This is a genomic window from Rhodococcus sp. 06-156-4, from assembly GCF_002259345.1.
Taxonomy (GTDB): Bacteria; Actinomycetota; Actinomycetes; order Mycobacteriales; family Mycobacteriaceae; genus Rhodococcoides; species Rhodococcoides fascians_E.
Genome location: NZ_NPGB01000011.1, coordinates 13,150 through 33,797 on the forward strand (window position 1 = coordinate 13,150; position 20,648 = coordinate 33,797).

Annotated in this window: 18 protein-coding genes; 6 read left to right on the top strand and 12 right to left on the bottom strand. The window is 65.0% G+C overall.

Annotation, left to right across the window (positions count from 1 at the left end; all coding sequences use genetic code 11):
• Both CH290_RS05950 and CH290_RS05955 read left to right on the top strand, forming a co-directional pair.
• Nucleotides 1-186, top strand: coding sequence for a hypothetical protein (locus CH290_RS05950; RefSeq protein ID WP_019666004.1), 186 nt, complete (start codon nt 1-3; stop codon nt 184-186).
• 2 nt (nt 187-188) lie between these two features.
• Nucleotides 189-1,655, top strand: a complete 1,467-nt coding sequence (locus tag CH290_RS05955) for an RNB domain-containing ribonuclease (protein WP_033188538.1) — start codon at nt 189-191, stop codon at nt 1,653-1,655.
• Here the strand turns inward: CH290_RS05955 and pip are convergent.
• The 4 genes from pip to CH290_RS05975 form a co-directional block, all read right to left on the bottom strand.
• Nucleotides 1,583-2,653, bottom strand: coding sequence for a prolyl aminopeptidase (gene pip, locus CH290_RS05960; protein ID WP_033188539.1), 1,071 nt, complete (start codon nt 2,651-2,653; stop codon nt 1,583-1,585). The two genes, CH290_RS05955 and pip, sit on opposite strands and share 73 nt — an antisense overlap.
• 1 nt (nt 2,654) lies before the next feature.
• Entirely contained in the window at nt 2,655-3,098 is a 444-nt protein-coding gene (locus CH290_RS05965) for a hypothetical protein (protein WP_019666001.1), read from the bottom strand.
• Between the two features lie 31 nt (nt 3,099-3,129).
• Nucleotides 3,130-3,975: a 3-methyl-2-oxobutanoate hydroxymethyltransferase gene (gene panB / locus CH290_RS05970; protein ID WP_019666000.1), complete on the bottom strand. Its 846-nt coding sequence runs from the start codon at nt 3,973-3,975 to the stop codon at nt 3,130-3,132.
• 117 nt (nt 3,976-4,092) lie between these two features.
• Entirely contained in the window at nt 4,093-5,805 is a 1,713-nt protein-coding gene (locus tag CH290_RS05975) for an NAD+ synthase (RefSeq protein WP_230620890.1), read from the bottom strand.
• Nucleotides 5,806-5,863: 58 nt separating this feature from the next.
• On the opposite strand from CH290_RS05975, the gene CH290_RS05980 reads away from it, so the two are divergent.
• From CH290_RS05980 to CH290_RS05990, 3 genes are all read left to right on the top strand, one after another.
• Nucleotides 5,864-7,468 (top strand): alpha/beta hydrolase, encoded by a 1,605-nt coding sequence (locus CH290_RS05980; RefSeq protein ID WP_179276843.1) that lies wholly within the window; start codon nt 5,864-5,866, stop codon nt 7,466-7,468.
• A 101-nt stretch (nt 7,469-7,569) separates the two neighbouring features.
• Complete coding sequence (gene glnA, locus CH290_RS05985; RefSeq protein ID WP_019665997.1) at nt 7,570-8,910, top strand: type I glutamate--ammonia ligase; 1,341 nt, start codon at nt 7,570-7,572, stop codon at nt 8,908-8,910.
• 99 nt (nt 8,911-9,009) lie between these two features.
• Nucleotides 9,010-12,045 (top strand): bifunctional [glutamine synthetase] adenylyltransferase/[glutamine synthetase]-adenylyl-L-tyrosine phosphorylase, encoded by a 3,036-nt coding sequence (locus CH290_RS05990; RefSeq protein WP_019665996.1) that lies wholly within the window; start codon nt 9,010-9,012, stop codon nt 12,043-12,045.
• 15 nt (nt 12,046-12,060) lie between these two features.
• Here CH290_RS05990 and CH290_RS05995 read toward each other — a convergent pair whose 3' ends face one another.
• The 5 genes from CH290_RS05995 to glnA (CH290_RS06015) form a co-directional block, all read right to left on the bottom strand.
• Nucleotides 12,061-13,029: a glycine betaine ABC transporter substrate-binding protein gene (locus CH290_RS05995; RefSeq protein ID WP_020111956.1), complete on the bottom strand. Its 969-nt coding sequence runs from the start codon at nt 13,027-13,029 to the stop codon at nt 12,061-12,063.
• Nucleotides 13,030-13,043: 14 nt separating this feature from the next.
• Complete coding sequence (locus CH290_RS06000; RefSeq protein ID WP_051104930.1) at nt 13,044-13,820, bottom strand: ABC transporter permease; 777 nt, start codon at nt 13,818-13,820, stop codon at nt 13,044-13,046.
• Between the two features lie 41 nt (nt 13,821-13,861).
• A complete protein-coding gene (locus CH290_RS06005; RefSeq protein WP_027498843.1) occupies nt 13,862-15,052 on the bottom strand; it encodes an ABC transporter ATP-binding protein in 1,191 nt (396 codons plus the stop codon).
• Nucleotides 15,045-15,695 carry an ABC transporter permease gene (locus tag CH290_RS06010; protein ID WP_019665992.1) on the bottom strand — a complete coding sequence of 217 codons (651 nt, stop codon included), beginning with the start codon at nt 15,693-15,695 and terminating at the stop codon, nt 15,045-15,047. The genes CH290_RS06005 and CH290_RS06010 overlap by 8 nt, the downstream gene beginning before the upstream one ends.
• A 200-nt stretch (nt 15,696-15,895) precedes the next feature.
• Nucleotides 15,896-17,332: a type I glutamate--ammonia ligase gene (gene glnA, locus CH290_RS06015; protein WP_019665991.1), complete on the bottom strand. Its 1,437-nt coding sequence runs from the start codon at nt 17,330-17,332 to the stop codon at nt 15,896-15,898.
• 202 nt (nt 17,333-17,534) lie between these two features.
• Between glnA (CH290_RS06015) and CH290_RS06020 the strand changes: the two genes are divergently transcribed.
• Nucleotides 17,535-18,005 (top strand): RDD family protein, encoded by a 471-nt coding sequence (locus tag CH290_RS06020; protein WP_019665990.1) that lies wholly within the window; start codon nt 17,535-17,537, stop codon nt 18,003-18,005.
• A gap of 35 nt (nt 18,006-18,040) precedes the next feature.
• On the opposite strand, the gene CH290_RS06025 is transcribed toward CH290_RS06020, so the two are convergent.
• Genes CH290_RS06025 through lipB form a run of 3 tightly spaced genes read right to left on the bottom strand, consistent with a single transcriptional unit; the run spans nt 18,041 to nt 20,639 of the window.
• Complete coding sequence (locus tag CH290_RS06025) at nt 18,041-18,796, bottom strand: DUF4191 domain-containing protein (RefSeq protein WP_019665989.1); 756 nt, start codon at nt 18,794-18,796, stop codon at nt 18,041-18,043.
• 54 nt (nt 18,797-18,850) lie between these two features.
• Nucleotides 18,851-19,864, bottom strand: coding sequence for a lipoyl synthase (gene lipA / locus CH290_RS06030; protein ID WP_026347929.1), 1,014 nt, complete (start codon nt 19,862-19,864; stop codon nt 18,851-18,853).
• A gap of 10 nt (nt 19,865-19,874) precedes the next feature.
• Complete coding sequence (gene lipB, locus CH290_RS06035; protein WP_020111959.1) at nt 19,875-20,639, bottom strand: lipoyl(octanoyl) transferase LipB; 765 nt, start codon at nt 20,637-20,639, stop codon at nt 19,875-19,877.
• Nucleotides 20,640-20,648: the final 9 nt, after the last annotated feature.

The following is a 20,648-nucleotide window of genomic DNA, read 5'->3' on the forward strand; positions in this document are numbered from 1 at the left end:
ATGAGTACAGAAGACGACGCCTGGTACTACGACGTACGCACCAAGACGGTTTCGCAGGGCAAGGAATCCGGGGCACTCGACCGGATGGGCCCGTATCCGGACCGTGCCACCGCCGAGCGCGCCATTCAGATCGCAGCCGAGCGCAACAAAGCTGCGGACAAGGCCGACGACGACTGGAACAACTGACGGTGGTCTCGGCGCGACTGTCCGCGACCGCCTTCGACTTCGACCCCATCCGTTCCGAGTTCGACCTGCCCGAGCACTTCTCGGCGGACGCACTCGCCGAGACCGAGTCCGCCCAGGACAGATACGCGTCCGAGAGGGAAGACCGCACCGACCTTGCCTTGGTGACCATCGATCCGCCCGGTTCGATGGATCTGGATCAGGCGGTGCACGTCGAGAAACTCGCCAGTGGATTCGTCGTGCATTACGCGATCGCGGATGTCGGGTCCATCGTGACGCCTGCGGGCCGGCTCGACACCGAGACTCGTCAGCGCGGGCAGACGTTCTACCTGCCCGACGGTTCGGTACCGCTTCACCCGCGGGTGCTGTCGGAAGGCTCGGCCAGTCTGCTGCCGAACGAGATTCGCCCGGCAGCGCTGTGGCGGATCGAACTCGACGAATCCGGTGACGCAGTCGCGTGGACGGTGTCGAGAGCGACGGTGAAATCCGTTGCCCGCTTCGATTACGCGGGTGTCCAAGCCGACTTCGATGCAGGTTCCCCGCATCCGTCGATCGCCGCTCTCGGCGACTTCGGTCGCCTGCGTGCGCAGGCCGCGTTGCGCCGAGGTGCACTGGACATCACCTTGCCGGAGCAGGACGTGGTAGCCGACGGCGCAGGGTGGCGCATCGAATTGCAGGCGCGGACCGCCGTGGACGCGTGGAACGCCGAGGTGTCGCTGCTGACGGGGATGTGCGCAGCGTCGATCATGCTCGACGCCGGAATCGGACTGCTCCGCACCTTGCCGCCGGCCCCGGAGGACGCCGTCGACTCGTTGAAGAAGACAGCGGAGATGCTCGGAATCGAATGGCCCGCAGGTGCATCGGCTGGAGCCGTGCTCGCCGGGCTACCGGGTGACGAACCTACGACGCTGGCCATGATGACTCAGGCAACGAGTCTGCTGCGAGGCGCGGATTACGTGGCGTTCGACGGGGAAATCCCCGAATCGCCCGAGCACGCCGGAATCGCAGCACCCTACGCTCACGTCACGGCGCCGCTTCGCCGGCTGTCGGACAGGTTCGCCACCGAAGTATGCCTCGCGGTGGTTGCTGGCACGGACATCCCCGAGTGGGCGCGGACTGCGCTCCCTGATCTGCCCGCGATCATGCGCGGATCGGATTCCGTTGCGTCCAAAGTGGATCGAGCGTGCATCGACCTGACCGAAGCGCACGTTCTGAACGACCGCGTCGGCGAGGCGTTCTCCGCTCTCGTTCTGCGTGGGGCGGAAGGAAAGAAGACCGCCGAGGTGTTCGTGGCCGATCCGATCGTCATCGGCAAATGCGTGGGGGATCCGCCGGAAGGGCAAGCGGTGTCGGTGACGTTGACCGTCGCCGACACCGCCTCCCGCCGTGTCGAGTTCGCTTACGAGGCGGACGGTGGCACGGCGCCGGGTGACGCTGTCGAGGCGAAACGGTCGGTCGCCTCGACGAGATGATGGATGATGCCGGGCTCGGACGCGGAATGCCCGGCATCGTCCACGATCGTCAATTCCGCATCCGGCCACGCCCGATGAAGGGCCCAGGCACTCGTGGCCGGGCACACCACGTCGTACCGGCCCTGAACGATGACGCCGGGGATTCCGGCCAGGAGGTGCGCGTCCTCCAGCAACTGGTTCTCGCGCAGGAATCCGTCGTTGCGGAAGTAATGGTTCTCGATCCCTGCGAAGGCCAGGGCGAATCGCGGGTCCTCGTTGGAGGCGATCTGCTCCGGGCGGGGAATGAGATAACTCGTCGCGGCCTCCCACGACGACCAGGCGATGGCCGCCGCGGTGGCGACGTCGCGGTCGTCGGAGTTCAGCAGCCGGTGGTAGACCTCGACCAGATCCAAGTGTCGTTCTGCATCCGGGACAGGTGCCAGGAACTTCTCCCACTGTTCGGGGAAGAGATGGCCCGCGCCGCCGTTGTAGTACCAGTCGATCTCACTGCGGCGGAGCAGAAAGATGCCGCGCAGGATCAGGCCGGTGACCCGGTCGCGGTGGGTCTGTGCGTAGACGAGGGACAGCGTCGAACCCCACGAACCACCGAACACGAGCCAGGTGTCGACGCCGAGATGAGTCCGCAACTTCTCGATGTCGCCGACAAGCTTTCCAGTCGTGTTCACCGCCCAGTCGACACTCGTGTCCCACCCCTTGGTCGTTCCGCCGGCTCCACTCCTGTCCCACCCCTTGGTCGTTCCGCCGGCTCCACTCCTGTCCGCGATATGAGGTCGGGACTTGCCACAGCCACGCTGGTCGAACAGCACGATTCGATACTTTTCGGGGTCGAAGTAGCGGCGCTGCGCAGGTCCGGTTCCACCGCCGGGCCCTCCGTGGACGAACAGGACGGGGAGTCCGTCCGGATTACCGCTGGTCTCCCAGTAGATCTGTTGGCCGTCACCGACGTCGAGGTGGCCACTGGCGTAGGGCTCGATGGCCGGGTAGAGATCACGTGCCACGTCAGAAGCCCACCAGTCCCGATGCCAAGTCGGGGATGTCGAGTGATCGCAGGGCTTCGTCACGGACGTCGGAGCAGTTGTCGATGGTGATGTCGTCGATGATCGAGCGGTTCTGCACCACCTGCAGGTTGATGACTCCGCTCTGCGCCGCCCATGTCTGCACGACGATGTTGAGCCCACCGCGGCCGAGCGTCGGCCCCTGGATTCGCCATTCCTGCAGTTGCTCACCGAGATCGGTGCACAGCTGCTGCTTCTGCTGGTCGGTGATCGTGTCACCGGCAGCAGCCGCATCGGTGGTGGTGACCGGGGCCGTGGTCGTGGTGGTCAGCGACGCCGACGATCCGGTATTGGCGGAGTCGGTGCCGCACGCTGCCAGACCGACGACGGCAGCCGCCCCCAGGACGGCGGCGGCTGCACGGCGAGAACTACGAAGACCAGGTTTCATGGCACCGAGTGTGCCACCTGCAGGTGACCGATCAGTAGCTGTGCTCGGGACCGGGGAAGACTCCGCCGCGAACCTCGGCGAGATACGTCGCAGCGGCGGTCCGCAGTTCGTCTCCGACGTTGCCGAACTTCTTGACGAACTTGGCGGTCTTGCCGTTGGTGTAGCCCGCCATGTCTTGCCAGACCAGCACCTGGGCGTCGGTTTCGTTGCCCGCTCCGATGCCGATGGTCGGGATGGTGAGCTTGCGGGTCACCTGGCCCGCGATGTCGGCGGGCACCATCTCCATGACGACGGAGAATGCTCCTGCCTCCTGGACGGCGATGGCGTCGGCGACGAGCTGCTCGGAACCGTCACCGCGGCCCTGCACGCGGAAGCCGCCGAGGCCGTTCACGCTCTGCGGTGTGAAGCCGATGTGCGCCATGACCGGGATGCCGGCCGCGGAGATCGCGGCGATCTGATCTGCGACGCGTTCGCCGCCCTCGAGCTTCACGGCGTGCGCGAGGCCCTCCTTCATGAATCGGGTGGCCGTCGCGAGTGCCTGCTGAGGCGAGGACTCGTAGGTGCCGAACGGGAGGTCGGCGACGACGAGTGCGTTGGGAGCTCCGCGGACGACGCCCCGAACCAGAGGCAGCAGTTCGTCGATGGTGATCGGCACCGTCGTGTCGTAGCCGTAGACGACGTTCGCTGCCGAGTCGCCGACGAGGAGGACCGGGATGCCCGCTTCCTCGAAGATGCGGGCGCTCGAGTAGTCGTACGCGGTGAGCATGGCCCACCGCTCGCCGTCGGCTTTCATTTGCAGCAGGTGATGGGTGCGAGTCTTGCGGGTCAAACCGGAGACGGACGCATCGGACGAGCCGTACACAGAATCGTTGGACATCTTTGTCCCTTTCGGTTCCTCGAGGCCCGCCGTGCGGGTCCCCGGGATGGGGTTGATGACGACCTCAGTCTGCCACCGGCACGACCGACGCCGAAGCGCACCCGGACGTGCAATTCGTCACACTCTCCGTCGGCCGTCGGTGATCGGCATGCGTCGATCCCGACCGAACGCCTTCGACGTCACCTTGGTTCCGATCGGATACTGCCTACGTTTGTGTTCGGCCGCGTCGACCTTGGCCACGATGTCTGCGACGTCCACGGGATCGAAGCCTGCCGCCACGATGTCGTCCTCACCCTGATCGCAGTCGACGTAGCGGAACAGGATCGCGTCGAGCCGGTCGTACTCCGGGAGCGAATCGGTGTCGAGTTGATCCGGGCGCAACTCTGCCGACGGAGGCTTGTCGATGCTCGCCTCCGGAATCGGGGGCACCTCGCCGCGTCCGACCGCTGCGTCGTTACGCCACCGCGCCAGCTCCCACACCATGGATTTCGGTACGTCCTTGATGGGGGCGAACCCGCCGACGGCGTCACCGTAGATGGTCGAATAGCCAACGGCAAGTTCGGATTTGTTGCCGGTGGCGAGAATCAGATGTCCGGCCGAGTTGGAGATCGCCATCAGAACGATGCCGCGGCACCGCGCCTGAACGTTCTCCTCCGCGACGCCGGAGAGGCCGAGCTGGTCCGTCACCGACCGCACCATGTCGACGATCGACTCGATGCCGAAATGCAGCCCGGTGCGCGACGCAAGATCGTTCGCGTCCGCGAGCGAGTGGTCCGAGGAGTACTGCGAAGGCATCGCGACGCCGTACACGGACTCCGCTCCGAGAGCGTCCACGGCGATCGCCGCGACCACAGCGGAGTCGATGCCACCGGACAGGCCGAGCGCCACCGAGGCGAACCCGTTCTTGTGGACGTAATCGCGCAACCCGGTGACGAGTGCCGCCCACGTCGACGCCAGGTCGTCCGAGGGTTCTGCCACCGATCGAGGTAGCCGATCCCACCCGCGGACGAGGAGATCCGGCACGGTGTTCCGGTCGATGGACCATCCCGGCGGTGGGCCGCCGTCGGGACGTCGCGCGTCGGAGACGTCGAGGTCCACGCACAGCAGGTGTTCGGTGAACGCCGGGGCACGGCCGAGGATGGCTCCATCGGCGGCGACGACCATGCTGCCGCCGTCGAACACGAGCTCGTCCTGACCACCGACCAGATTGGCGTAGACGACGGGTACCCCAGCCTCGGCTGCCCGCCGCTGGACCACCGACAAGCGGACCTCCGCCTTGCCGCGCTCGAACGGACTCGCATTCAGGCACAGCAGCACGTCGACTCCGGCCGCCGCGTACGCGGGAACCGGCCCGCCGGGCTGCCAGATGTCTTCGCAGACAACGATTCCCAGGCGAACATCGTTCACCTCGGTGATGCTCAACCGCGTTCCGGGGGCGAAGTATCGGAGCTCGTCGAAGACTCGGTAGGTGGGAAGCGCGTGCTTGTCGTACCGCGACACGACGTCGCCACGGAACAGAACGGCGGCGCTGTTTCTCGATCCCACCGCGTCGCGGTCGAGGTACCCGACGACGGCGACGACGTCACCGCATCCGGCTCGGTCGAGTGCATCGGCGAGGTCGCGCAGAGCGTCGCGCGACGCGTGCGCGAACTCCGGGCGAAGCGCGAGGTCCTCCACCGGATAACCGGTCAGGGCCATCTCCGGAAACACCACGACCTGGGCGCCTTCCTGGGCGGCGCGCGACGTCCAATCCACGATCAGCTCGGAATTCGCGGTGAGGTCACCGACTGTCGGGTTGATCTGGGCAAGGGCTGTTCGCAGTGCCTGCACGACTGGAAACACTAGTGCCGCAGACTGCACCTCGCCCGCTCTGGCACGATTTCACCTCATGAGCGTCTCCTCGGATCCGACAGCACGTACCCGCCACGGACGGCGTCACGGACTAACGGTGGCGACAGCCCTCGGTGCTGTCGCGGTGACGGTGGCTGCCGGCTGCGGGAGCGCCGACGTCGAGTCGGGCACGCCGCTGCCGGAGAACACTGCGTCGGCGTCGCCAGGTGCCGGCGTGATCCCAGCAGGTCTCGAGCGTTATTACACGCAGGAACTCGACTGGGGATCGTGCGACGACTACAACACCGATGGAACCGTGCTCGGAAGTTCCGTCGAGTGCGCCCGTGTGACCGTTCCGCTCGACTACCAGGACCCGGACGGCCCGACAGCACAGATCGCGGTGTCCCGCGTGCAGGCGTCGGGTGAGCGCACCGGATCCATACTCTTCAACCCGGGCGGACCCGGGTCGTCCGGTTTGTACCTCGCCACCCAGGCCGAGGACACCGCACTCGCGGAGAACTTCGACCGAATCGGCTTCGACCCCCGCGGAATCGGCGCGTCGACGCCCGCAGTTCGGTGCCTCACCGCGGAAGAAACCGACCTCGAACGCGCCGAGCCGGACGTCGACGTCTCGCCCGAAGGCATCGCCGCAGTGGAGAACGATCATCGCGAGTACGCCGCGAAATGCGTCGAGCGAACAGGTGCCGACGTACTCGAACACGTCGGTACCCGTGAGGTCGTGCAGGACATGGACGTCATCCGATCGGTTCTGGGCGACGAGAAGCTCACCTACCTCGGCTATTCGTACGGAACGCGGATCGGCGCCGCCTACGCGGAAGCGTTCCCGGACAGAGTCCGCGCCATGGTTCTCGACGGTGCACTCGATCCCGAGCAGAGCCCCGTCGACGAGGCCGTCGAGCAAGGAGCTGCGTTCCAAGGCGCATTCGAGGCGTTCGCCGAGGACTGCGCACAGAGCGAGGCGTGCCCTCTCGGGCCGGACCCGGCCGCCGCGGACCGGACGTTCAGGGAGCTCGTCGACCCACTGATCCAAACGCCCGCCGCCACCACGGATCCGCGCGGACTCGGTTACGACGACGCGATCACCGGAACGCAGCAAGCCCTGTACTCGCAGAGCCTGTGGCGGATCCTGCGTGTGGGCCTGGCGGAACTGCAGGAGGGCAGGGGAGACACCTTGCTCCGCCTTGCCGACACCTACAGTGGCCGTCTCGACGACGGCACCTACTCCAATCTGGACGACGCGTTCAACGCCATCCGCTGCGTCGACGATCCACCGACCACCGACCGCGCCGAGGCCGGAGAAGCAGACCGACGGTATCGGGAAGCTGCTCCTTTCCTCGACGACGGACGCGGAACCGGAAACGCACCGCTCGATGTCTGCGCGTTCTGGCCCGTCCCCAACACCAGCACTCCCTACACGATCTCGGCCGAGGGACTTCCGAAACTGGTCGTGATCTCGACGACCTTCGACCCGGCGACGCCGTACCAGGCAGGCGTCGAACTTGCCCGTCAACTGGACGCGGACCTGATCACGTTCGACGGGGCCCAGCACACGGTTGCGTTCTCCGGCGAGAACTGCGTCGACGAACCGGTGGTCGACTACCTCGTCGATCTGACCCCGCCAGGTAACGATTTGGTGTGCTGACGGAACTTCACGGGTGTTCTTCCCCAGGTGAGAGCTCCCCGCAGTGAGACCGAATTCACGATGTAACACAGATTTAACGCGGTTTGCTTAGTCTCGCGGACATGGATCGCCAAAAGGAATTCGTGCTCCGGACACTGGAGGAGCGGGACATCCGTTTCGTCCGCCTGTGGTTCACCGACGTTCTGGGGTACCTGAAATCCGTCGCGATCGCGCCGGCGGAACTCGAAGGAGCGTTCGACGAAGGCATCGGCTTCGACGGCAGCGCCATCGAAGGCTTCGCACGCGTCTCGGAGGCCGACACCGTCGCCAAGCCGGATCCGTCGACGTTCCAGATCCTGCCGTGGTCCACGAGCAAGGGTCACCAGCACTCCGCGCGCATGTTCTGCGACATCGCGATGCCCGACGGCTCGCCGTCCTGGGCCGATTCGCGCCACGTGCTGCGCCGTCAGCTGAGCAAGGCCGCCGACCTCGGGTTCAGTTGCTACGTGCACCCCGAGATCGAGTTCTTCCTCCTCAAGGACAGCCCCGAAGACGGGTCTCCGCCCACGCCTGCGGACAACGGCGGCTACTTCGACCAGGCCGTGCACGACTCGGCGCCGAACTTCCGTCGCCACGCCATCGACGCGCTCGAGTCGATGGGTATCTCGGTCGAGTTCAGCCACCACGAGGCAGCGCCCGGTCAGCAGGAGATCGATCTCCGCTACGCCGACGCGCTGTCGATGGCCGACAACATCATGACGTTCCGCTACGTGGTCAAAGAGGTCGCGATCGAAGAGGGCGTCCGCGCGACGTTCATGCCCAAGCCGTTCAGCGACCAGGCCGGCTCGGCGATGCACACTCACATGAGTCTCTTCGAGGGAGACGCCAACGCGTTCCACAACCCGGACGATCCGATGCAGTTGTCGGAGACCGGCAAGTCGTTCATCGCAGGCATTCTCGAGCACGCCAACGAGATCAGTGCCGTGACCAACCAGTGGGTCAACTCCTACAAGCGTCTGGTCCGCGGCGGTGAGGCACCGACGGCGGCGTCGTGGGGCCCGGCGAACCGATCCGCTCTCATTCGCGTCCCGATGTACACGCCCAACAAGGCGTCCTCGCGTCGCGTCGAGATCCGAAGCCCTGATTCTGCGTGCAACCCGTACCTGGCCTTCGCGGTGTTGCTCGCTGCCGGTCTGCGCGGCATCGAGAAGGGCTACACGTTGCCCCCCGAGGCCGAGGAAGACGTGTGGGCACTGACGTCCGCCGAACGGCGTGCGATGGGCTACAAGGAGCTTCCGGGCAATCTCGATCAGGCCCTCAACGCGATGGAGAACTCGGAGCTCGTCGCCGAGGCTCTCGGCGAGCACGTCTTCGACTTCTTCCTCCGCAACAAACGTCGCGAGTGGGAGGAATACCGCAGTCATGTCACCCCGTACGAATTGAAGGCGTACCTGGGGTTGTGAATCGGACGGGCGCCGATGGGCTAGGTTTTACCCGTTCGAGGTAGTTTCCCCCCGCGGTGAGGTGAATCAGGTGTCACGCCAGAGTCGAGGTGTTCGCTGATGGTGCGTCCACCGACGTCACGTTCGGTTGTTCCCGGCGCAGGACGGCTGGGACTGGTCGAATCCACCGCGCCCACCGACCTCCGCACGCTCGGATGGGTGGACGAGGACAGCCTCGAACTGTTGTGGTCGCTCTCGCGGGCAGCCAACGCCGACCTCGCGCTCCGCACCGTCGTCCGGTTGAACGATGCACTCGGTGACAAGTTCGCCGAGTTGGACTCCGCACTGCGGACGGACAAGGGTCTTCGCGGTCGGCTCTTCGGGTTGGTGGGTGCGTCGAGCGCCCTCGCGGACCACCTCGTCTCCGATCCGCAGTCGTGGCGCCTGCTCGCCTCGCCCGACGGCAAGTCCACCGGTCGGATAGACCTGCCGAGCAAGCAGCAGCTCACCGAACAGTTGCTCGCAGCGGTGCAGGCTAGCCCGGAGACCGGGGAACATGCGTCCCCCGAACTGTATCGAGCGTCCGTCACCGGACCGGAAGCCGTTGTCGCGCTGAGGAAGACCTACCGCGACCAGGTGATGGTGCTGGCGGCCGCCGATCTGGCCGCCACCGTCGAGAACGAACCCGTTCTGCCGTACCAGCTCGTCGGCAATCAACTCTCGGACATGGCCGACGCCGCCCTCACCGCAGCTCTCGCCGTGGCCATCGCCACCGCCTGCCCGGACAAACCGTGCCCCAGCCGCATCGCCGTCATCGCGATGGGCAAATGCGGTGCCCGAGAACTGAACTACGTCTCCGACGTCGACGTCGTGTTCGTCGCCGAACCCGCGGATGCGACCGCCAGCCGGATCGCAGGCGAAATGATGCGAATCGGCTCGTCCGCGTTCTTCGAGGTCGACGCTGCGCTGCGCCCCGAGGGCAAACGTGGCGAACTGGTGCGGACACTGGATTCGCACGTCGCCTACTACAAGCGCTGGGCCAAGACGTGGGAGTTCCAGGCGTTGCTCAAGGCACGTCCGATGACCGGAGACATGGAACTCGGGCACAGCTACGTCGCCGCGTTGAATCCGATGGTCTGGCTGGCGTCGCAGCGAGAGGACTTCGTTCCCGAGGTTCGGGCGATGCGCCGTCGGGTCGAGGAAATGGTCCCACCGGAACTGCGCGAACGAGAGATCAAACTCGGACGTGGCAGCCTTCGCGATGTCGAGTTCGCCGTGCAGTTGCTCCAACTCGTGCACGGCCGCACCGACGAGTCGTTGCGCGTGCTGGGGACGACCGATGCGCTGACGGCGTTGACCGACGGCGGGTACATCGGCCGCGACGATGCGGCCAATCTCACTGCGTCCTACGAGTTCCTGCGCCTCATCGAGCATCGCCTGCAACTGCAGCGGATGAAGCGAACACACACCTTGCCTCCGCCCGACGACGAGGAAGCATTGAGGTGGCTGGCACGGGCCGCGCACATGCGGCCCGACGGCAATCGAGATGCGCTCGGTGTGCTGGCCGCGGAGATCAAGCGCAACGCGCAGCGGATCCGCAGGCTCCACGCGAAACTGTTCTACCGGCCGTTGCTCGACTCGGTGGTCCGATTCGACTCCGACACGGTGCGGTTGACGCCCGACGCCGCGATTCGGCAGCTCGCAGCGCTCGGATACGCGGCACCGGAAAATGCACTCGGGCACCTTCGCGCGTTGGTCGGTGGGGGAGCGCGGCGCGGTCAGATCCAAGCGGTGCTGTTGCCGACGTTGTTGGAATGGCTCGCCGACACCCCGGACCCGGACGCTGGGTTGCTCAACTATCGTCGACTGTCCGAGGCGGCGAGCGAGCAGACGTGGTTCCTGCGCACTCTGCGCGACGAGGGTGCTGTGGCGCAGCGTCTGATGATCGTGCTCGGTTCGTCCGCATACGTCCCGGAACTGCTGATCAAGGCGCCCGAGGTCATCCGTCTGTACGCGGACGGTCCCAGCGGACCACGTCTGCTCGACGCCGAACCCGAGGAGACGTATCGCGCGATCCTGTCGTCGTCGGGACGCTACGAGGACCCGGTCCGTGCAATCAACGCCGCACGCGCTCTGCGCCGTCACGAACTCGCTCGCGTCGCCTCCGCGGACATTCTCGGCATGCTCGACGTGCCGCAGGTCTGCCGGGCACTGTCGTCGGTGTGGGCAGCAGTCATCAACGCGGCTCTCGCCGCGGCCGTTCGGTCCAGCGTCGCCGAGCGGGGCGAGCCGGCACCGGCAACGCTCGCGGTCATCGGAATGGGGCGACTCGGCGGCGGTGAACTCGGGTACGGCAGCGACGCCGACGTGTTGTTCGTGTGCGAGCCGGCGGAAGGTGCCGACGACAGCGCTGCAGTCAAGTGGGCCAACGGCATCGCCGACAAGATCCGCAAACTGCTCGGAGCGCCGAGCACCGACCCGCCGCTCGAGGTCGACACCGGCCTTCGTCCCGAAGGTCGCAACGGTCCCGTGGTTCGTACGCTCGCCTCCTACGAGGCGTACTACGCCCAGTGGGCGCAGGCATGGGAAGTTCAGGCGCTTCTGCGTGCTCACCAGGTCGCGGGCGACGAGGACCTCGGCATCAGGTTCCTGCTGATGGTGGACAGGATTCGCTACCCGGAAGGCGGGGTGTCGCAGGACGCTGTCCGCGAGATCCGACGGATCAAGGCGCGCATCGACTCCGAGAGACTGCCCAAGGGCGCCGACCCTGCCACACACACCAAACTGGGCCGCGGCGGGCTGGCCGACATCGAGTGGACCGTGCAGCTGATCCAGCTGCGACATGCACACGACGTCAAGTCGTTGCACAACACGTCCACGCTGCAGAGCCTGGACGCCATCGGTGCCGCAGAGCTGATGAGCGAAACCGATGTGGAATTGCTGCGCGAAGCATGGATTCTCGCGACGAAGGCCCGCAACGCGCTCGTCCTCGTCCGTGGCAAACCGACCGACCAGCTGCCTCGACCGGGCCACGTGCTCTCCGCGGTGGCCAAGGTCGCCGGCTGGGACAACGGCGACGCCGGAGCCTTCCTCGACAACTACCTGCGAGTGACGCGTCGCGCCAAGGCAGTGGTGGAGCGGACCTTCGGAGCGTGAAGGTCCGCCCGCCCGTCACTGCGCGGTGACGAAGCCTTCCGACACCAACCAGTCGCGGGCGGCGTCGGCGGGCTCGATGCCCTCGACGTCGACCTGCCGGTTGAGTTCGGTCATCACCTGATCGGTCAATTTCTCCGAGATCGGTGCCATGACCTCGGCGACCTGTGGGTGCGCGTCGGCGAAGGCCTTTTTCATCACCAGGGCCGGATTGTACTTGGGGAAGAACGCTCGATCGTCCTCGAGCAGAACCAGATCGAGGGCGATGATGCGCCCGTCGGTGGTGAACACTTCACCGAACTTGCACTGTGTTCCGTCTGCGGTGGCCTGGTAGATGATGCCGGTCTGCAGGATCTGGCGCGGCGCGGCACCGGGGTCGAACTCGTACTTCGCGGCCATGCCCGGATATCCGTCCTGACGGACGTTGAATTCGGTTTCGACGCACGTGGTTGCCGCTGCCGGGTCGGTGCGGACCAACTGGGCGTAATCCGACAGGGTGCGGATCCCGGTCTGCTCGGCTGTCTGCCTGTTCATCGCGAGGGCATAGGTGTTGTTCATCGGGGCGGGCACGGCCCACACCATGTCGTTCGCTTCCAAGTCGGCATCGCGGACTGCTTCGTACTGCTGCTGCGAGTCGGGAAGCGGAGTTTCGTTGCCCAGGTAGTTGATCCACCCCGTTCCCGTGTACTCGTACGTCAGATCGATCTGACCGGCGAGCTGCGCCTCCCGGGTGCTGTTGGACCCTTGGATGTTGGTGAGGTCACGGACATCGGCGCCTGCCGCGGACAGTGCGAATTCGATGATGTAGCCGAGGGTGATCTGCTCCGTGAAGTCCTTGGATCCCACAGTGACCTTGACGCCGTCCAGCTCCGGGACGGGCTCGATACTGCCGGGGCCGACGGCCAGAGGCAGAGCGCCTCCGGATTCGAGGCCGCACCCGGTCATCAGTGCGCCGCACAGGGCGACGGCAACGGCGGTCCGTCTCATGCTCGTCGTTCTTCTCATCGCAGTCCCCGAGGTCCGAGGAACTGCTCCGCCAATGCGCCCAGCCAGTCGATGAACAACGCGAGCGATACCGCCAGCACTGCACCGACGACGAGAGTCACGTTGTCGCGCAACTTGTATCCGGTGTCGATGAGAATTCCCAACCCACCTGCGCTGACGAGGAAACACAGCGTCGCGGTGCCGACCGCCAGGACCAGCGACGTACGAAGACCAGCCAGAATGTAGGGAACGGCCAACGGGAACTCGATTCTGCGCAGCACCGTCATCGGCGACATGCCCTGGCCTCGACCGGCGTCGATCAACGTCCGGTCCACTTCCTGATAACCCAGAATCGTGTTGCGCAGCACCGGAAGCAACGAATAGAAGGCGATGGGCAGCACACCGATCCAGAATCCGGTCTGTCGCGTGGCGAGATAAAACAGGACGAGCAGGCCGATGGCAGGAGCGGCGGCACCGATGTTGGCGATGCCGACGAAGAACGGGGCAAGCTTGGTGTACCCCGGTCGAGTGAGTACCGTGCCCAACGGAACTGCCAACGCAACGACGATGACGACCACGGCCGCCGTGATCAGGATGTGCTGCCAGGTCAGAGTGAGAATGTTCGAGACGCTGATACTGCCCTGCTGCGTCGCCGTGAGATCACGACTGAAGGCCCAGATCAGCACGCCCGCGACCAGCACCACGACGAGCGCCGGTTGGACCAGCAGCCGAATGCGCTCGGCGCGTTTGGATGCGCCGCGCTCCGAGGCACCCTCGTCGGGTTCCGTTTCCATGTCCGGCGCCTCGGGCGTGGACGTCGTCCGTTCTGCCGTGGTCATGACTGGCTGACCTGTTCTTCCTGGTCGTCGTGATCGTGCTCGTGCGCTTCGCGCATCTTCTGCAGATGCCCGACGAGCGTGTCGATGGAGATCAGACCGACGTATTCCCCGCGTGGGCCGGTGACCACCGTGGACGCCGTGCTCTCGGCGAGCAGTGCTTCCAGTCCGTCCTGCAACGTCGACTGGATGGAGACGAGTTCGCCGATCGGAACGCCGACGCCGCGCAGCGACGATGCCGTCGCCAGATGACCGGGGGAGACCCACCGGAGCGGGCGGTTCCGGTCGTCGAGAATCAATCCCCACTGCCACTTTCGTGACGAGATCTTGGTGCGAATGTCGTCGACCGGATCGGATTCCCTGGCCGTCGGGCATTGCAGCAAGCGGACGTCACGAATTCTGGTCAGTGTCAACTGTTTCAGGGAAGCATCCGCACCGACGAATCCGGCGACCGTGTCGTTCGCAGGGTTGGCGAGAATGGCCTCGGGCGTGTCGTACTGCATGATCGACGACTGGTTTCCGAGTACCGCGATCCTGTCGCCGAGCTTGACCGCCTCGTTGAAGTCGTGCGTGACGAACACGATGGTCTTGCCCAGCTCACTCTGCAAACGCATCAACTCGTCCTGCAGCAGACCTCGGGTGATGGGGTCTACCGCACCGAACGGTTCGTCCATGAGCAGTACCGGGGGATCGGCGGCCAACGCGCGTGCGACGCCGACACGTTGCTGCTGGCCACCGGACAACTGCCGCGGGTACCTGTTTCGGTACGTGTCCGGGTCGAGTCCCACGAGATCCAGCATCTCGTCGGTGCGCTCGGAGATGCGTTTCTTGTCCCAGCCGATCAGGCCAGGGACTGTCGCAACGTTCTTCGCGATGGTCATGTGTGGAAAGAGACCGGCCTGCTGGATCGAATAGCCGATTCCGCGTCGCAGTTCGTCGGCGTCGATGCTCAAGGCGTCCTTGCCGTCGATGGTGATGGTTCCCGACGACGGCTCGATCAAGCGGTTGATCATCCGCATGGTCGTCGTCTTACCGCATCCCGACGGACCGACGAACACGACGGTCTCGCCGGCGGGAACCGTCAGCGACACGTTGTCGACGGCGGCCGTGTCCTGACCGGGGTATCGCTTGCTGACCGAGTCGAGCACGATGTCGACTCCCGAGACGTGCTGGTTGGTTGAGTTAGACACGAAGACCCCTCGAGGTGGTGAGCTTGCCGACCAGGACGAGGATGCCGTCGAGGATCAGAGCAAGGATGACGATCAGAACTGTTCCGACCAGTGCTTGCGGGACAGCGTTGGGGCTGCCGACGCGCGAAAGTCCGGAGAAGATGAGGTTCCCGAGCCCCGGGCCCTTCGCGTACGCAGCGATCGCGAGGATGCCGAAGATCATCTGGGTGCTCACGCGCATACCCGCGAGGATCGACGGCCAGGCCAGTGGCATCTCGATTCGTGCCAGAACTCGCCCTCGGTTCAATCCGACGCCCTTGGCGGCGTCCGTGACCGCCGGGTCCACCGAAGCGAGCCCGATGATGGTGTTCCTGATGATGGGAAGCAGTGCGTACAGCACCAGTGCGGTGATCGTCGGCGCGACGCCGAGACCCAGGATAGGAATCAACAGGCCCAGGAGGGCGAACGAAGGAATGGTGAGCACGGTGCTCGCCAGTGCTGTGGCGATTGCCGAGCCTGCAGGGGAGCGGTACACGAGCACACCGATCGCGACCGCAAGAATCGTTGCGATGACGATGGATTGCACCACCGCCGAGACGTGAAGGTACGAGTCGGTCAGCAATTGTTGCCGCCTGACCGATACGAAATTCCAGAGCGTGTCCATTGTGGTGCTGCCACCCTCTTTTCCCGTTCACCGGTCTTTTTCGGTGACGACGGACAATCCGACCCATCGAGAATGGCTTGACGAGCGTGATGGCAAACCTTTTTTCAGAAAGTCGTTACCTTCCGTACACACGAAACCGCCCGCCCTGCGTGAATGCAGGACGGGCGGTTCGGTGTTCTGGACGAGCGCTTACGCGCAGATCACACGTCGTAGTAGAGCTGGAACTCGTACGGGTGCGGGCGCAGGTTGACCGGAGCGATTTCCTGCTCACGCTTGAGCGAGATCCAGGTCTCGATGAGGTCGGTGGTGAAGACGCCACCCTCGGTCAGGTACTCGTGATCGGACTCGAGGCGATCGATGACGGCGTTCAGCGACGTCGGTGCCTGAGGAATGTTCTTGGCCTCCTCGGGCGGCAACTCGTAGAGATCCTTGTCGACGGGAGCGAGCGGCTCGATCTTGTTCTTGATTCCGTCGAGACCGGCCATCATCTGCGCGGCGAAGTTGAGGTACGGGTTGCCCGAGCTGTCCGGTGCACGGAACTCGAGGCGCTTGGCCTTCGGGTTGTTGCCCGTGATCGGGATACGCACGGCGGCGGAGCGGTTGCGCTGGCTGTACACGAGGTTGATGGGAGCCTCGTAGCCCGGCACCAGGCGGTGGTAGGAGTTGATCGTCGGGTTGGTGAAGGCCAACAGCGACGGAGCGTGGTGCAGGATGCCGCCGATGTAGTGGCGAGCCAGGTCCGACAGTCCGGCGTATCCGGCCTCGTCGTGGAACAGCGGCTTGCCGTCCTTCCACAGCGACTGGTGAACGTGCATGCCCGAGCCGTTGTCACCGAAGAGAGGCTTCGGCATGAACGTCGCCGACTTGCCGTGCTTCCATGCGGTGTTCTTCACGATGTACTTGAACAGCTGCAGGTCGTCCGCTGCTGCGAGCAGCGTGTTGAACTTGTAGTTGATCTCGGCCTGGCCACCGGTGCCGACCTCGTGGTGACCGCGCTCGAGTTCGAAGCCTGCGTTCTGCAGGTTGGTCGAGATCTCGTCGCGCAGGTCGACGTAGTGGTCGTACGGTGCAACGGGGAAGTATCCGCCCTTGGGGCGAACCTTGTAGCCGAGGTTGGGGCTGCCGTCGGCGTTGGCCTCGACACCGGTGTTCCAGGAGCCCGACACCGAATCGAGCTCGTAGAACGCACCGTTGATGCCGGAGTCGTAGCGAACCGAGTCGAAGATGTAGAACTCGGCCTCGGCGCCGAAGTAGGCGGTGTCGGCGATGCCGGTGGAGACCAAGTACTCCTCGGCCTTGCGTGCGACGTTGCGCGGGTCGCGGCTGTAGCTCTCACGCGTGAACGGGTCGTGCACGAAGAAGTCGATGTTCAGAGTCTTCGCGGCGCGGAACGGATCGACCTGCGCGGTCGTCACGTCGGGGAGAAGCATCATGTCCGACTCGTGGATGGACTGGAAGCCGCGGACGGACGAACCGTCGAAGGCCAGACCGTCTTCGAAGACATCCTTGTTGAACGCCGACGCCGGGATGGAGAAGTGCTGCTGGGTGCCGGGGAGATCCGTGAAACGGATGTCCACGTACTCGATGTTCTCGTCGGCGATGAACTTGATGACCTCTTCGGCCGTGGTGAACGCCACGCTTTTACTCCTTTGTCGAATTCCGTCGACCTGCACGTTATGGACCTGGTGTTGCCCACCAGTCAAGGCTGTGTTTCGCCCGTGTTACACGTCGTGCTCTCTGCATGTAACCGTGAGCGACGACGCACTGCGTCGTGCTCTCCCGAACACACTACGGTGACGGTGTCCGGGTCGGTCCCGCGCGGCGCCTATCCTGGAGTGCATGGCACGAATGACAGGTTCCTGGTTGTCCGGCCCGAACGCGGCGATGCCCGACGACGGAACCGAACAGAACTTCCCCGGGGAACGCCTCGGTCTCCCGCAGGACGGACCGGGTGCGGTTGCGGGACTCGGTCGACGAACTCTCGCGCTCCTGGTCGACTGGTTCATGTCGATGGGCATTTCCGCACTGATCATCAGCGTCACCGGTATCGGACAGTCGATGTCCACCATCACGCTTCTGGTGTGGTTCGTCCTCGGTGTTGCGTCCGTCAGCATCTTCTCGTTCACACCGGGACAGTTGATCGTCGGGATTCAGGTGGCCCGCGTCGACGCCTCTGCTCGAGTCGGCTTCGTCCGAGCCCTCGTCCGCACGTTCTTTCTCCTGTTCGTGTTCCCGGCCATCATCTCCGACCACGACGGCCGGGGCATGCATGATCGCGCCACCGGAACAGCGATGCTGCGCGGTCGGTGACCGCGCAGCATCGTCTTGGAGATATTGTTCGATCGTCAGCGGCGCTTGATGGTGCGCTGAACGCCCTTCATCTTCGCTCCACCGGGAATCGGGCCCTTCGGCATCGCCGGCCCACCCTTCGTTCCCAACGCCGACAGACGCGATTCGATGGTGTCCATGCGCTTGCTGTCGATGTTGTTGGGAAGCTTCGCCAGGTACTTCTGCAGGCCCGACAGCGGAATCTGATTGTCCCCGTTGCCGATGACGATGTCGTAGATCGGGGTGTCACCGACGAGGCGGGCAGTCTTCTTCTTCTCCTGAGCGAGAAGTGACTTCACGCGCTGAGGGGCGCCTTCGGCGACGAGAATGACACCCGGCTTGCCGATCACCCGGTGGACAGCGTCCAGCTGGGTGGTCCCGGCGATCGCGTTGGTGACGCGCCACGAGCCACGAAGGTTGTCGAGCGCCCAGGCAGCCGCACCGGCCTGGCCGTCGGCCTTCTTGTACACCGACTTCTGGACACGACGCCCGAAGATGATGAACGCGGCGAGCACGCCGAGGAGCAGACCGAACGGCAGCAGGAACCATTCGATACCGATGATCAAACCGATCAGAAACGCAATGACCGTGATTCCCACGATCGCGCCGATCATCAGCGGAAGAAGAGCCTTGTCTTCCTTCCGCTGCATCTGGAACGCCTGCCACAACTGACTGCGACGTTCTTTCGACGCCTGCTTCCGAGCGGCCTTCGCTGCTGCTTTCGCTTCTTTGCTGGGCTTACCTGCTTTGCCCGCTTTACTGCCGTTCGCCATGCTTCACAGGATACGTCCCGACATCCCGTCGTCATGCATCGCGCCGGGAGTGGGTCAGCGAGCCGCCAGACGCGCCATCAGAGAACTGGCTTCCTGCGACGCTTCGCCGCCCTCGACCAGGTGCGCCATGCTCGCCGGCAGCTCACGTCCGTGGTGCTGCATGGCCTGCGCGTACAGACGCCCGGCGCGGTACGACGAACGGACCAACGGACCGGCGAGAACACCGGCGAAACCGATCTCGGTGGCGTAATCGGAGTGCTCGACGAACTCCTCCGGCTTGACCCAACGCTCGACCGGGTGGTGCCGCGGGGAGGGACGCAGGTACTGCGTGATCGTCAGGATGTCGCATCCGGCCTCGTGGAGGTCGCGGATCGCTTCCTGGACCTCTTCCGGGGTCTCACCCATGCCGAGGATCAGGTTGGACTTGGTGACGAGGCCGTCGTTGCGCGCCGCGGTGATGACGTCCATCGACCGCTGGTACCGGAACGCGGGCCGGATTCGCTTGAAGATGCGGGGGACCGTCTCGACGTTGTGCGCGAGCACCTCGGGACGTGAGGAGAACACCTCGGCCAACTGCTCGGGGCGAGCGTTGAAATCCGGAATCAAGAGCTCGACGCCGGTGTTCGGGTTCAGCTTCTTGATGTAGCGGACCGTCTCCGCGTACAGCCATGCGCCGCCGTCGGCCAGATCGTCACGAGCGACGCCGGTGATGGTCGAGTACCGCAGACCCATCGCCTGGACACTTTCCGCGACGCGGCGGGGTTCGTCGCGGTCGAGATCCTCCGGCTTGCCGGTGTCGATCTGGCAGAAGTCGCAGCGGCGGGTGCACTGCTCACCGCCGATCAGGAACGTCGCCTCGCGGTCTTCCCAGCATTCGTAGATGTTGGGGCATCCGGCTTCCTCGCACACCGTGTGCAAGCCCTCGCGTTTGACCAGCCCCTTGAGTTCGGAATACTCCGGACCCATCTTGGCCTTGGTCTTGATCCAGTTGGGCTTGCGCTCGATCGGGGTCTCCGCGTTTCGGATCTCGAGGCGGAGTAATTTGCGTCCTTCTGGGGCCACAGTCACGGTTTCGATGCTACGCGCCGAACTTCACGGTGGTGAACTGCGGGTTGGTGGAGACTTGTACCACATCGGGGCGCGCTACTGGGTGTTCGCTGACCAGCAGAGACCCGTCGAGAGCAGCGGTGACCGCGTCCACGACCGCAGCAATCACGTCGTCGACGGTCACCTCGCGGCCCAGCTCGCTCGTGAGGGACGTGACGCCCGCGTCGGCAATGCCACACGGGACGATGGCGTCGAACCCGGACGTCGAGGAATTGCAGTTCAACGAGAACCCGTGCAGCGTGACGCCGCGCTGCACGCGAACGCCGATGGCCGCGATCTTGCGCTCGGGCAGAAGAATTCCGTCTCGGACCTCGGAGGCGAGCCACACACCCGATCGCCCGTCGATGCGTCCGCAGTCGATGCCCAGATCCGTGCACACGGCGATCAGAGCCTCCTCGACACGACGGACGTACCGCACGACGTCGATCGGCTGCGCCAACTTCACGATCGGATAGCCGACGAGTTGGCCCGGGCCGTGCCAGGTGATCTTGCCGCCGCGGTCGACCTCGATGACCGGCGTACCGTCTTTCGGGCGATCCTCGGGCGACGTGCGCCGTCCCGCGGTGTACACCGACGGATGTTCCAGCAGCAGCAACGTGTCGCGTCCGACACCCTCGGCGCGCATGTCCGCGAGTGCGCGCTGGCGATCCCACGCGTCGAGATAATCGACCGTTCCGAGCCGGGACACCTCGATGGAGTCGGAACTTTCGCGTGCGGACACAACACCTTCGGTCATAACCGTCGA

Excerpts from the sequence above, each read along its gene's own strand:
- CH290_RS05950 (WP_019666004.1), top strand. The coding sequence starts at position 1 with ATGAGTACAGAAGACGACGCCTGGTACTACGACGTACGCACCAAGACG.
- CH290_RS05965 (WP_019666001.1), bottom strand. The coding sequence starts at position 3,098 with ATGAAACCTGGTCTTCGTAGTTCTCGCCGTGCAGCCGCCGCCGTCCTG.
- panB (WP_019666000.1), bottom strand. The coding sequence starts at position 3,975 with ATGTCCAACGATTCTGTGTACGGCTCGTCCGATGCGTCCGTCTCCGGT.
- CH290_RS05980 (WP_179276843.1), top strand. The coding sequence starts at position 5,864 with ATGAGCGTCTCCTCGGATCCGACAGCACGTACCCGCCACGGACGGCGT.
- glnA (WP_019665997.1), top strand. The coding sequence starts at position 7,570 with ATGGATCGCCAAAAGGAATTCGTGCTCCGGACACTGGAGGAGCGGGAC.
- CH290_RS05990 (WP_019665996.1), top strand. The coding sequence starts at position 9,010 with ATGGTGCGTCCACCGACGTCACGTTCGGTTGTTCCCGGCGCAGGACGG.
- CH290_RS05995 (WP_020111956.1), bottom strand. The coding sequence starts at position 13,029 with ATGAGACGGACCGCCGTTGCCGTCGCCCTGTGCGGCGCACTGATGACC.
- CH290_RS06000 (WP_051104930.1), bottom strand. The coding sequence starts at position 13,820 with ATGGAAACGGAACCCGACGAGGGTGCCTCGGAGCGCGGCGCATCCAAA.
- CH290_RS06010 (WP_019665992.1), bottom strand. The coding sequence starts at position 15,695 with ATGGACACGCTCTGGAATTTCGTATCGGTCAGGCGGCAACAATTGCTG.
- CH290_RS06020 (WP_019665990.1), top strand. The coding sequence starts at position 17,535 with ATGGCACGAATGACAGGTTCCTGGTTGTCCGGCCCGAACGCGGCGATG.
- CH290_RS06025 (WP_019665989.1), bottom strand. The coding sequence starts at position 18,796 with ATGGCGAACGGCAGTAAAGCGGGCAAAGCAGGTAAGCCCAGCAAAGAA.
- lipB (WP_020111959.1), bottom strand. The coding sequence starts at position 20,639 with ATGACCGAAGGTGTTGTGTCCGCACGCGAAAGTTCCGACTCCATCGAG.